Annotated in this window: 12 protein-coding genes and 1 tRNA gene; 5 read left to right on the top strand and 8 right to left on the bottom strand. The window is 59.6% G+C overall.

The features are described from left to right. Window positions 1-277: 277 nt before the first annotated feature. From ychF to HBO19_RS26035, 8 genes are all read right to left on the bottom strand, one after another. The gene (gene ychF / locus HBO19_RS26070) at window positions 278-1,378 is read right to left on the bottom strand and encodes a redox-regulated ATPase YchF (protein WP_099167955.1); all 1,101 of its coding nucleotides are present in this window, start codon (window positions 1,376-1,378) and stop codon (window positions 278-280) included. Between the two features lie 22 nt (window positions 1,379-1,400). After that, a complete protein-coding gene (pth, locus tag HBO19_RS26065; RefSeq protein WP_003208389.1) occupies window positions 1,401-1,985 on the bottom strand; it encodes an aminoacyl-tRNA hydrolase in 585 nt (194 codons plus the stop codon). Between the two features lie 168 nt (window positions 1,986-2,153). Beyond that, entirely contained in the window at window positions 2,154-2,753 is a 600-nt protein-coding gene (locus tag HBO19_RS26060) for a 50S ribosomal protein L25/general stress protein Ctc (protein ID WP_169954853.1), read from the bottom strand. 138 nt (window positions 2,754-2,891) lie between these two features. Continuing rightward, entirely contained in the window at window positions 2,892-3,833 is a 942-nt protein-coding gene (locus tag HBO19_RS26055; RefSeq protein ID WP_003171603.1) for a ribose-phosphate pyrophosphokinase, read from the bottom strand. A gap of 45 nt (window positions 3,834-3,878) precedes the next feature. Next, window positions 3,879-3,953: transfer RNA gene (locus HBO19_RS26050), tRNA-Gln, on the bottom strand. 36 nt (window positions 3,954-3,989) lie between these two features. Next, a complete protein-coding gene (gene ispE / locus HBO19_RS26045) occupies window positions 3,990-4,838 on the bottom strand; it encodes a 4-(cytidine 5'-diphospho)-2-C-methyl-D-erythritol kinase (protein ID WP_170043038.1) in 849 nt (282 codons plus the stop codon). 1 nt (window position 4,839) lies between these two features. Continuing rightward, a complete protein-coding gene (lolB, locus tag HBO19_RS26040) occupies window positions 4,840-5,457 on the bottom strand; it encodes a lipoprotein insertase outer membrane protein LolB (protein WP_070996768.1) in 618 nt (205 codons plus the stop codon). A 4-nt stretch (window positions 5,458-5,461) separates the two neighbouring features. Continuing rightward, the gene (locus HBO19_RS26035; protein ID WP_170058583.1) at window positions 5,462-7,186 is read right to left on the bottom strand and encodes a tetratricopeptide repeat protein; all 1,725 of its coding nucleotides are present in this window, start codon (window positions 7,184-7,186) and stop codon (window positions 5,462-5,464) included. A 182-nt stretch (window positions 7,187-7,368) separates the two neighbouring features. On the opposite strand from HBO19_RS26035, the gene hemA reads away from it, so the two are divergent. From hemA to murI, 5 genes are read left to right on the top strand one after another with little or no spacing between them, the layout of a single operon-like run. Then, on the top strand, window positions 7,369-8,658 hold the full coding sequence (hemA, locus tag HBO19_RS26030; RefSeq protein ID WP_169954856.1) for a glutamyl-tRNA reductase: 1,290 nt from the start codon (window positions 7,369-7,371) through the stop codon (window positions 8,656-8,658). Continuing rightward, window positions 8,655-9,737 (top strand): peptide chain release factor 1, encoded by a 1,083-nt coding sequence (prfA, locus tag HBO19_RS26025; protein ID WP_169954857.1) that lies wholly within the window; start codon window positions 8,655-8,657, stop codon window positions 9,735-9,737. Before hemA ends, prfA begins: the two co-directional genes overlap by 4 nt. Next, entirely contained in the window at window positions 9,738-10,568 is an 831-nt protein-coding gene (prmC, locus tag HBO19_RS26020; RefSeq protein ID WP_169954858.1) for a peptide chain release factor N(5)-glutamine methyltransferase, read from the top strand. It begins immediately after the preceding gene. Next, the gene (locus HBO19_RS26015) at window positions 10,562-11,317 is read left to right on the top strand and encodes a molybdopterin-synthase adenylyltransferase MoeB (RefSeq protein ID WP_170058582.1); all 756 of its coding nucleotides are present in this window, start codon (window positions 10,562-10,564) and stop codon (window positions 11,315-11,317) included. Before prmC ends, HBO19_RS26015 begins: the two co-directional genes overlap by 7 nt. Next, a complete protein-coding gene (gene murI / locus HBO19_RS26010; protein WP_170058581.1) occupies window positions 11,310-12,104 on the top strand; it encodes a glutamate racemase in 795 nt (264 codons plus the stop codon). Before HBO19_RS26015 ends, murI begins: the two co-directional genes overlap by 8 nt. Window positions 12,105-12,207: the final 103 nt, after the last annotated feature.

Here is a 12,207-nt window from a genome sequence, read left to right as displayed (position 1 = left end):
CTTGGGAAATATTCAAGTTTTTGTAGGAAGGTTATTTGTAGCTGTTGGTAGGAGAAGTCTTAAATGATTTATGAATGTTATTGATTAAGCAAATCTCATGCTTGAAGTGGTTGCGTCCTGTTTTTTAGATGTCTTTATTAAAAATATTTAACGATTGCTTGATGTTTCATGGGCCGCTTGAACTGTTGGAGATCGGCGTCGTTATTGGTGCGGCCATAAAAAAAGCCGATGCTGGGCATCGGCTTTTTTTGTGGGGGCATAGGCCGCCGGTGAAGCGTTATACGTTGAAGCGGAAGTGCATCACATCGCCATCCTTGACGATGTATTCCTTGCCTTCCAGGCGCCATTTGCCGGCTTCCTTGGCCCCGGCTTCGCCCTTGAACTGGATGAAGTCGTTGTAGGCGATAACTTCGGCGCGGATAAAGCCTTTTTCGAAGTCGGTGTGGATCACACCCGCAGCCTGTGGTGCGGTAGCGCCAACCTTGACGGTCCAGGCACGCACTTCTTCGACACCGGCAGTGAAGTAGGTCTGCAGGTGCAGCATTTCGTAGCCCGCACGGATCACGCGGTTCAGGCCAGGCTCTTCCAGGCCCAGGGCCTCGAGGAACATGTCTTTCTCTTCGCCGTCTTCCAGTTCGGCGATTTCCGCTTCGATCTTGTTGCACACCGGTACAACCATCGCGCCTTCTTCTTCGGCAATGGCCATGACCACGTCGAGCAGCGGGTTGTTTTCAAAACCGTCTTCAGCCACGTTGGCGATGTACATCACAGGCTTGGTGGTCAGCAGGTGGAAGCCTTTGATCACGGCCTTTTCGTCGGTGCTCATGCTCTTCATCAGGCTGCGTGCAGGCTTGCCCAGGGTGAAGTGTGCGATCAGTTGCTCAAGCAAGGCCTTCTGGACCACTGCGTCCTTGTCGCCGCCCTTGGCGTTGCGCGTGACCTTTTGCAGTTGCTTTTCGCAGCTGTCGAGGTCGGCGAAGATCAGTTCCAGGTCGATGATCTCGATATCGCGTTTCGGGTCGACGCTGTTGGAGACGTGGATCACGTTCTCGTCTTCAAAGCAGCGGACCACGTGGGCGATGGCATCGGTCTCGCGGATGTTGGCGAGGAACTTGTTGCCCAGGCCTTCACCTTTCGACGCACCGGCTACCAGGCCTGCGATGTCGACGAACTCCATGGTGGTCGGCAGGATGCGCTTGGGATTGACGATGGCCGCCAGGGCCTCCAGGCGCGGATCGGGCATTGGCACGATACCGGTGTTGGGTTCGATGGTGCAGAAGGGGAAGTTCTCCGCCGCAATACCGGACTTGGTCAGGGCGTTGAACAGGGTGGACTTGCCGACGTTAGGAAGGCCGACGATGCCGCAATTGAATCCCATGGTGTTTCCCCTCGGATAAGAGTCAGGCCTTCTGGCTGTGCAGGTTTTTCATCGCACGGTTCCATTCACCGGCGAAGATATCCGGCAGCACGCCGAGGGCAAAATCGATGCTGGCATCGAGTTTTTCCTGTTCGGCGCGTGGCGCACGACCCAGGACGAAATTTGAAACCATACTGGCAACGCCTGGGTGGCCAATGCCGAGCCGCAGGCGGTAGAACGTATTCTGATTGCCCAACTGCGCGATGATGTCGCGCAGGCCATTATGACCGCCGTGGCCGCCGCCTTGCTTGAGCTTGGCAACGCCGGGTGGCAGGTCCAGTTCGTCATGGGCCACCAGGATTTCCTCGGGTTTGATCCGGAAGAAGCCCGCAAGCGCCGCGACAGCCTGGCCGCTGCGGTTCATGTAGGTGGTGGGAATCAGTAGACGAACATCCTGACCCTGATGCGAGAAGCGCCCGGTCAGGCCAAAATATTTGCGATCGGCCACAAGGTTTACACCTTGGGCGTGGGCGATACGCTCAACAAAAAGGGCCCCCGCGTTATGCCGGGTCTGTTCGTATTCGGCGCCTGGATTTCCCAGGCCAACGATCAGTTTAATGGCAGTCACGACAGGGGCCCTTCCTTTGGAGTTGTGGATAACATCGCCGCAACCAACGGGCGGCGAAAGTGGACAACAAGAGATCATTTACTCAAGAGTAAACGCCGCGTTATCGCCCGCTTTCTCGCTACGTTTCGGTCCGCGATGTTTCCTCAAGCTCCGGCATTACAGAGTGAATTACTCTGCAGCGCCTTCTTCAGCTTCTGGTGCAACGCGCGGAGCGTGAACGTTTGCAACAGCTTTGTCATCACCGTGAGCCAGTGCGACGAACTCAACGCCTTTAGGCGCCTTGAGGTCGGACAGGTGGATGATGTCGCCGATTTCAGCAGCCGACAGGTCGACTTCGATGAACTCAGGCAGGTCTTTCGGCAGGCAGGTCACTTCGATCTCGGCTACAACGTGCGAGATTTCGCCGCCTTTCTTGATCGGAGCAGCTTCGCCAACGAAGTGCACAGGTACGATAGCGGTCAGTTTCTGACCGGCTACAACGCGTACGAAGTCAGCGTGCAGCACGTGGCCTTTAGCTGGGTGACGTTGCAGGGCCTTGATGATGACGTTCTGCTTTTTGCCACCTACGTTCAGCTCGATGATGTGGCTGTAGGCCGCATCGTTTTCGAGCAGTTTGGCAATTTCTTTAGCCAGCATGCTGATGGATTCAGGGGCTTTTTCGCCACCGTAGACTACAGCTGGAACCAGGCTTGCGAGACGACGCAGGCGGCGGCTCGCACCTTTCCCCAGGTCGGAACGCACTTCAGCATTCAAAGTAAAATCGTTCATGTTGTATCTCCAAAATAACCACATTCGCCCCAGCGTTTGCGACCAGCGCTAAAGGCGATATGGGCAAAAAAGCCCCGCCCCAGCAGAGTGCTGGGGCGGGGCGCTTTTCGTCAGGTTGATGCTGCCAAGGTTTGACCCTTAGCGGAACATCGCGCTGATCGATTCTTCATTGCTGATACGGCGAACCGCCTCAGCAACAACCGGGGCGATATCCAGTTGACGGATACGCGCACAGGCTTGAGCAGCTGCGGACAACGGGATGGTGTTGGTCACCACCAGTTCGTCCAGCACGGAGTTCTCGATGTTCTCGATCGCTCGGCCCGACAGCACAGGGTGTGTGCAGTAGGCGAAGACTTTAGCCGCACCGTGCTCTTTCAAGGCTTTTGCCGCGTGGCACAGGGTGCCGGCGGTATCGACCATGTCATCGACCAGAATACAGGTACGCCCTTCGACATCACCGATGATATGCATCACTTCAGAGTGATTGGCTTTCTCACGGCGTTTGTCGATGATCCCGAGGTCCACGCCCAGGGATTTGGCAACAGCCCGTGCACGCACGACGCCACCAATGTCCGGGGACACGATCATCAGGTTTTCAAAGCGCTGGTCTTCGATGTCATCCACCAGGACGGGGGAGCCGTAGATGTTATCTACTGGAATATCGAAGAACCCCTGGATTTGGTCAGCGTGCAGGTCAACCGTGAGAACACGGTCGATACCTACCACGGTCAGCATGTCAGCGACGACTTTCGCGCTGATAGCCACACGTGCAGAACGCGGACGGCGATCCTGACGGGCATAACCAAAGTAAGGGATTACAGCTGTGATTCGAGTCGCTGAGGAGCGGCGGAAGGCATCAGCCATCACGACGAGTTCCATCAGGTTATCGTTGGTCGGAGCGCAAGTCGGCTGAATAATGAAAACATCTTTACCGCGGACATTTTCATTGATCTCGGCTGTAATCTCGCCGTCGGAAAATTTACCGACAGAGATGTCACCGAGAGGGATATGCAGCTGACGTACAACACGCCGAGCCAGATCGGGGTTGGCATTCCCCGTAAAGACCATCATCTTGGACACGCGCAGTACCTAGAGGCTGAGGGTAACCTGGATGAGTATAGAAAATGGCAGGGGCGGCTGGATTCGAACCAACGCATGGCAGGATCAAAACCTGCTGCCTTACCGCTTGGCGACGCCCCTGTATCTGTTGCAACGAGTACCCAGTACTCGGTTCCTTTAGAGCAGACTTTGCAACTTGCGATGCAACATCGAAACGTTGCTTCCCTTTGCTACAAACCCTGTAAGGGTCTCTGTAAGAAGGGCCGAGACTTTATCAGCTTCAGCTTTGTTTGGGAAGCCCCCAAACACACAACTTCCAGTTCCGGTGAGTTTTGCTTCGGTAAATTTACCTAACAAATTCAAAGCGTTACGTACATCTGGATAACGCCTTGCTACCACCGGTAAGCAGTCATTTCGACTGTTTCCCTTGGGAACGGGGCGCACTTTAATGGGAGAAGAGTTACGTGTCAACAACGGATCTGAAAAAATTTCTGCTGTACTTACAGATACTTGCGGAACAAGCACGACATACCACGGCTCTTCGGGGTCTACGGGTGTGAGTTTTTCCCCGACACCCTCAGCAAATGCGGCGTGTCCACGCACAAAAACCGGGACGTCGGCGCCCAGGGTCAGGCCCAGTGCGGCCAGGCGATCTTCGTCCCAACCCAGTTGCCATAAGTGATTGAGACCGAGCAGGGTGGTCGCGGCATTCGAGCTGCCGCCGCCGATGCCGCCGCCCATGGGCAGGATTTTATCGATCCAGATATCGATGCCCAGCGTACAACCGGATTGCTGCTGAAGTTTTTTTGCGGCCTTCACGATCAGATTGCTGTCGTGGGGTACATCGGCAAATTCGGTGTGCAGTTGAATCACGCCATCGTCGCGCACGGCGAAGGTCATCTCGTCGCCGTAGTCGAGAAATTGAAACAGCGTCTGCAACTCGTGGTAGCCGTCTTCACGACGACCGAGGATGTGCAGCATCAAATTGAGCTTGGCCGGGGACGGCAGCGTCAGGCGTTCAGTCATGTCACTGCCCCAGTTTGCGTGGTTGCCAGTCTTTGATCACCAGCGTGACATCAAGGTTGGAGCCGTGCAGCTTGATACGTTCGGGCAGCCAGTAGCCGCTTTGTTCCACGTAGCTCAAGTATTCAACCTGCCAGCCATCCTGTTCCAGGGTGGCCAGGCGACTGTCGCCATTGAGGCTCAGCCGGCTCTTGCTGTCAGGTGCGGGCAGCCCGCGAACCCACCAGACCAGGTGCGAGACTGGCAGCTTCCAGCCGACCTGCTCTTCGAGCAAGGCCTCCGGTGACGGCGCTTCGTAGCGGCCCTGGTTGGCTACCTCGAGGCTCACTTGTCCCGGTCGACCGGTCAGGCGTGCAGCACCACGGCCCAGGGGGCCGGAGAGGCGGATGTCGTAATAGTCCTGGCGTTGCAGCCAGAACAAGGTGCCGCTGCCCGAATCCTTCGGTGCGCGAACCCCGATCTTGCCCTCGATCTGCCAGCCATCAATGCTGCTGAGCTGATCCTTGTGCTGTCGCCATTGTGCCGGGTTGCCCTGGCCTTCGACGGACTCGCGGGCACCGAAGCCCGCACAACCGGCGAGCAGGGCGATAAAACTGAAAACGATGGCGTGGCGCAAAAACATAGAATTAAAGAGTCTCGGATCCGGTCAGGCGCTTGATGGTGCTGCGCAGGATAGGGCTGTCGGGTTGTTCCTTGAGGAACTTGGCCCAGATTTGTCGGGCTTCGCGCTGGTTGCCTTTGGCCCAGAGCACTTCGCCCAGATGCGCGGCGACTTCCTGGTCGGGGAACCGCTCCAGGGCCTGACGCAGCAGGCGTTCGGCCTCGTCGAGGTTGCCCAGGCGGTAATTCACCCAGCCCAGGCTGTCGAGCACCGCCGGGTCTTCCGGGTTGAGCTGGTGGGCCTGTTCGATCAGGGCCTTGGCCTCGGCATAGCGCGTCGTACGGTCTGACAAGGTGTAGCCCAGGGCGTTCAGTGCCATGGCATTGTCCGGGTCGCGCTTGATGATCAGGCGCAGGTCTTTTTCCATCTGGGCCAGGTCATTGCGTTTTTCGGCCTGCATGGCGCGGGTGTACAGCAGGTTCAGGTCGTCGGGGTATTGCAGCAGGGCCTGGGCGAGGATTTTCCAGGCGCGCTCCCCCTGATTGTTGGCCGACAAGGTTTCGGCCTGGATCAGATACAACTGAATAGCGTAGTCCGGCTCGGCATCACGGGCAGCGGCCAGGCGTTTTTCGGCTTCGTCGGTGCGGCCGTTATTCATCAGGATATCGGCCTGGCGCAGTTGTGCCGGCAGATAGTCATTGCCGGGGCCGACCTGGGCGTATTCGATCAGTGCGCCTTGCGGGTCATCCCGTTCCTCGGCGATGCGCCCCAGATTCAGGTGGGCCGAATCGACATGGCTTTCCCGCGCGATCAGGTCTTCGAGGTAGCCCTTGGCTTCTTCCCAGGCCTTGGCTTCCAGGCAGACCAGTGCCAGGGAGTAACGCAATTCGTCATCGTCCGGGTATTGCTGGACCAGGCTGGCGAACTCTACCTTGGCGTCCTCCATGCGGTCCTGTTCCACCAGCATGCGTGCGTAGGTCAGGCGCAGGCGCTTGTCGTCCGGATACTTCTTGATGCTTTTTTGCAGCAGCGGCAAGGCTTCCTTGCCGCGATTGAGGCTTTGCAGCAGGCGTGCGCGCAGCAGCAGCGGGGCGATTTCACCTTCTTCCGGCGGGTTCTGCTCCAGCAGCTTGAGAGCCGCTTGCGGTTCATCATCCTGTTGCAGCAGCAGCGCCTTGCCAAAGACCAACTGGCCATTGCTTGGGTGCTTTTGCAGCAGGCGGTCGAAACTCTTCATCAGGCCATCGCGGGTGTCCTGGTCGGTGTCGGCGGCCGACAGGGCGAGGAAGTCGAAATGGGTGTCGCCCTTGCCCTGCAAGACTTTCTCCATATAGACCATGGAGTCGTCGTAGCGCCCGGCACGTGCCAGCTGGATCGCCGCGGCGCGCTGGGCTTCCAGGTCGTCCGGGGCGTTTTTCGCCCAGATCAGCGCGGTATCCAGGGCGGCCTGGTCGGCGCCCAGGTATTCGGCGATGCGAAACGCGCGCTCGGAGATCCCTGGGTCCTGGGTGTTGATGGCCTGGGTCACGTAGTTATCCAGGGCAATGTCGAAACGATTGCGCTGGCCGGCCAGCTCCGCGCTCAGCAGGCTGAACACTGTTTCTTCGCTGAACGAGGAATAAACCTTGGGTTTTTCAGGGACGGGGGTGCTGTCTTCCACCGGCGCAGGATTCTGCGGCGATACGGGGGCCATGGACTGGCAGCCGCCGAGGAAGGCAAGGGCAAGGAGCAACGCGGAAGATCTATTCATATAGGAAGAGGACGACTAACCTGCGGTCGGATCATCATGACACAAGCCCTCGGCCAAACATAACCGAGTCTCAATTGGCGCCTTTATAGACACAAGGCATTAGGACAATAGACGACGGTGGTTGTTCTGGATGAGTCGAAGTAGGACAATTGTCGGCTTCTCGACATCATCAGCGATATTGAATGGCCTTCCTTGCTCTGGGTATCAACCACAAGACTGCTTCTGTAGACGTCCGCGAGCGCGTGGCGTTTACCCCGGAGCAGTTGGTTGAGGCTTTGCAGCAGCTGTGCCGGCTCACCGACAGCCGCGAAGCTGCGATCCTTTCCACCTGCAATCGCAGTGAGCTCTATATAGAGCAGGAACATCTTTCGTCGGATGGGGTGCTGCGCTGGCTGGCTGATTACCATCATTTGAGCCTGGATGACCTGCGCGCCAGCGCTTATGTGCATGAAGATGATGCGGCAGTTCGTCACATGATGCGTGTGGCATCCGGGCTCGACTCCCTGGTTTTGGGCGAGCCGCAGATCCTCGGCCAGATGAAATCGGCCTACGCCGTGGCCCGTGAAGCCGGGACCGTGGGGCCGTTGCTGGGGCGTCTGTTCCAGGCCACCTTCAATTCGGCCAAGCAGGTGCGTACCGATACGGCGATTGGCGAAAACCCGGTCTCCGTGGCATTCGCCGCTGTCAGCCTGGCCAAGCAGATCTTCAGCGACCTGCAACGCAGCCAGGCCCTGCTGATCGGTGCCGGCGAGACCATCACCCTGGTCGCCCGGCACCTGCATGACCTGGGGGTCAAGCGGATTGTGGTGGCCAACCGAACCCTGGAGCGCGCCAGCATCCTGGCCGAAGAGTTCGGCGCCCACGCGGTGCTGCTCGCCGACATCCCGGCGGAACTGGTGCGCAGCGATATCGTCATCAGCTCCACCGCCAGCCAGTTGCCGATCCTTGGCAAGGGCGCGGTGGAAAGCGCGCTGAAGCTGCGCAAGCACAAGCCGATTTTCATGGTGGATATCGCCGTTCCCCGGGATATCGAGCCGGAAGTCGGCGAGTTGGACGACGTTTACCTCTATAGCGTCGACGACCTGCACGAAGTGGTCGCCGAAAACCTCAAGAGCCGCCAGGGCGCTGCCCAGGCCGCCGAGGAAATGGTCGCGATCGGCGCCGATGACTTCATGGTGCGCCTGCGCGAGCTGGCCGCGGTGGATGTGCTCAAGGCCTATCGCCAGCAAGGCGAGCGCCTGCGTGACGAGGAATTGATCAAGGCCCAGCGCCTGCTGGCCAATGGCGGCAACGCTGAAGATATCTTGATGCAATTGGCCCGTGGCCTCACCAACAAGCTGTTGCATGCTCCCAGCGTACAGCTTAAAAAACTGACAGCCGAAGGCCGCCTCGATGCGCTGGCCATGGCCCAGGAACTCTTTGCCCTCGGTGAGGGCGCGTCAGACAGCTCTTCGGATAAAAAACTGCAATGAAAGCGTCACTGCTCAATAAACTGGACGTGCTCCAGGACCGTTTCGAAGAACTGACCGCCTTGCTCGGCGACGGCGAGGTTATTTCCGATCAGACCAAGTTCCGTGCCTATTCCAAGGAATACGCCGAAGTTGAGCCGATCGTGACCACCTATTCGCAACTGCTCAAAGTGCAGGCCGACCTTGAAGGCGCCCAGGCGCTGCTCAAGGACAGCGACCCGGACATGCGTGAAATGGCCGTGGAAGAAGTCCGCGAAGCCAAGGAAAAGCTCGTCGAGCTCGAAGGCGACCTGCAACGCATGCTGCTGCCCAAAGACCCTAACGATGGGCGCAACGTCTTCCTGGAAATCCGCGCTGGCACCGGCGGTGACGAGGCGGCGATCTTCTCCGGCGACCTGTTTCGCATGTATTCGCGGTATGCCGAGCGGCGCGGCTGGCGCGTGGAAATCCTCTCCGAGAACGAAGGCGAGCACGGCGGCTACAAGGAAATCATCGCCCGCGTCGAAGGCGAGAACGTCTACGGCAAGCTGAAGTTCGAATCCGGCGCGCACCGCGTACAACGTGTGCCCGCCACCGAGTCCCAGGGCCGTATCCACACCTCGGCCTGCACCGTGGCGGTATTGCCAGAACCGGACGAGCAGGAAGCCATCGAAATCAACCCGGCGGACTTGCGCGTCGACACTTATCGCTCATCGGGCGCTGGTGGCCAGCACGTCAACAAGACTGACTCGGCGATCCGCATCACCCACTTGCCGTCCGGCATTGTGGTGGAGTGCCAGGAAGAGCGTTCCCAGCACAAGAACCGGGCGCGGGCCATGTCCTGGTTGTCGGCCAAGCTCAACGACCAGCAGACCAGCGCCGCGGCCAACGCAATTGCCAGCGAGCGCAAGTTGCTGGTGGGCTCGGGTGACCGCTCCGAGCGCATTCGCACCTATAACTACGCCCAGGGCCGGGTCACCGACCACCGGGTCAACCTGACCCTGTATTCCCTGGACGAAATCCTTGCCGGTGGCGTGGACGCAGTGATCGAGCCGTTGCTCGCCGAATACCAGGCCGACCAACTGGCCGCGATAGGTGAATAAATGACCATTATTGCCAGCTTGTTGCGCGCCGCCGACCTCCCAGATTCGCCTACCGCCCGCCTGGACGCCGAATTGCTGCTGGCCGCTGCCCTGGGCAAGTCCCGCAGCTACCTGCACACCTGGCCGGAAAAAATCGTCAACAGCGAAGACGCGCTGCGCTTTGCCGATTACCTGCAACGTCGCCGCAGCGGTGAGCCGGTGGCCTATATCCTCGGCCAGCAAGGCTTCTGGAAGCTCGACCTGGAAGTCGCGCCGCACACCCTGATCCCGCGCCCGGACACCGAGTTGCTGGTGGAAGCAGCCCTGGAGTTGTTGCCCGCCACCCCGGCCACTGTCCTGGACCTGGGCACCGGCAGCGGCGCCATCGCCTTGGCCCTGGCCAGCGAGCGCCCGGCCTGGCGCGTGACGGCGGTGGATCGTGTGCTCGAAGCGGTGGCCCTGGCCGAGCGCAATCGCCAGCGCTTGCACCTGGATAACGTCACGGTGCTTAACAGTCACTGGTTCAGCGCCCTGAAAGATCACACCTATCACCTGATCATCAGCAACCCGCCCTACATTGCCGACAGCGATCCGCACCTGGTGGCGGGCGATGTGCGTTTCGAGCCGGCCAGCGCACTGGTGGCCGGCCACGACGGCCTGGACGACCTGCGCCTGATCATCGCCCAGGCGCCGCAGCACCTGGAGGCTGGTGGCTGGTTGCTGCTCGAACACGGTTATGACCAGGCCCCGGCCGTGCGTGACTTGCTGCTGACCCAAGGTTTCGAAGAGGTCCACAGCCGTATCGACCTCGGCGGCCACGAGCGCATCAGCCTGGGGCGCCGGCCGTGCTGACCGATCAGGAGCTGTTGCGCTATAGCCGACAGATCCTGTTGCAACAGGTGGACATCGACGGCCAGTTGCGCCTGAAAAACAGCCGCGTGCTGATCGTCGGCCTCGGCGGCCTCGGTGCCCCGGTGGCGCTGTACCTGGCGGCTGCCGGCGTGGGTGAGCTGCATCTGGCGGACTTTGATACCGTCGACCTGACCAACCTGCAACGCCAGATCATCCACGACACCGACAGCGTTGGCCTGAGCAAGGTGGACTCGGCCATCCGCCGCCTGAGCGCGATCAACCCCGAGATCCGGCTGATTGCCCATCGCACGGCGCTGGACGCCGACTCGCTGGCCGCCGTCGTGGCCGATGTGGACCTGGTGCTCGACTGCTGTGACAACTTCACCACCCGTGAGGCGGTGAACGCGGCGTGCGTGGCGGCTGGCAAGCCCCTGGTCAGCGGCGCGGCGATTCGCCTCGAAGGCCAGCTCTCGGTGTTCGACCCACGCCGCCCGGAAAGCCCCTGCTACCACTGTTTATATGGGCACGGCAGCGATACCGAATTGACCTGCAGCGAAGCCGGCGTCGCCGGCCCATTGGTAGGCCTGGTCGGCAGCCTGCAAGCCCTGGAAGCCCTGAAGCTGCTGGCTGGCTTTGGCGCACCGCTGGTTGGGCGCCTGCTGTTGATCGATGCCCTGGGTACACGTTTTCGCGAACTGCGGGTCAAGCGCGATCCTGGTTGCAGCGTCTGCGGTAGCCAGCATGGTTAAGGATGCACCGATTGGTGTGTTCGACTCCGGTGTCGGCGGTCTGTCGGTGCTGGACGAAATTCATCGGTTGTTGCCCCATGAATCGCTGCTATACGTGGCGGATTGCGGGCATATCCCCTATGGCGAGAAAACCCCTGCATTCATTCGCGAACGTTCGCGGGTGGTCGCAGAGTTTTTCCGTGGGCAGGGCGCCAAGGCCTTTGTGATTGCCTGCAACACGGCAACCGTGGCGGCGGTCGCGGATTTGCGCAGTGATTACCCGGACTGGCCGCTGGTGGGCATGGAGCCAGCGGTCAAGCCAGCCGCCGCCGCAACCCGCAGCGGTGTGGTCGGGGTGCTGGCCACTACGGGCACCCTGCAAAGTGCCAAGTTCGCTGCGCTGCTGGATCGTTTTGCCACCGACGTGCGGGTGATTACCCAGCCATGCCCGGGGCTGGTGGAGCTGATCGAAGCCGGCGACCTGGACAGCCCGGCGCTGTGCCAGATGCTGCAAGGTTATGTCGCGCCGCTGGTCGAGGCCGGATGCGACACCATCATCCTTGGTTGCACTCACTATCCTTTCCTCAAGCCGCTGCTGGCGACGATGCTGCCACCGTCGATCATCCTGATCGACACCGGGGCGGCCGTGGCGCGCCAACTGCAACGCCTGCTGGGTGAGCGTCAGCTGCTGGCCGAGGGCAATCCTCGGGACGCGCAGTTGTGGACCAGTGGTGATCCGCAACATCTCAGAAATATCCTACCCACACTATGGAAATTCAGCGGCGTTGTGCGAAGCTTCGCCCTGTGAAAAATTCGTGAAATAGCGGGTTTTCCGGCTGAACTTCTGCGTTGTCCGTGATTTCTATAGCTCTTGATGAGCAGTACAAAACCATACAACTTCGTTTGGAAAG

This window comes from Pseudomonas sp. WS 5021 (assembly GCF_012985535.1).
Taxonomy (GTDB): domain Bacteria; phylum Pseudomonadota; class Gammaproteobacteria; order Pseudomonadales; family Pseudomonadaceae; genus Aquipseudomonas.
This window is presented reverse-complemented; position numbering and strand designations above follow the sequence as displayed.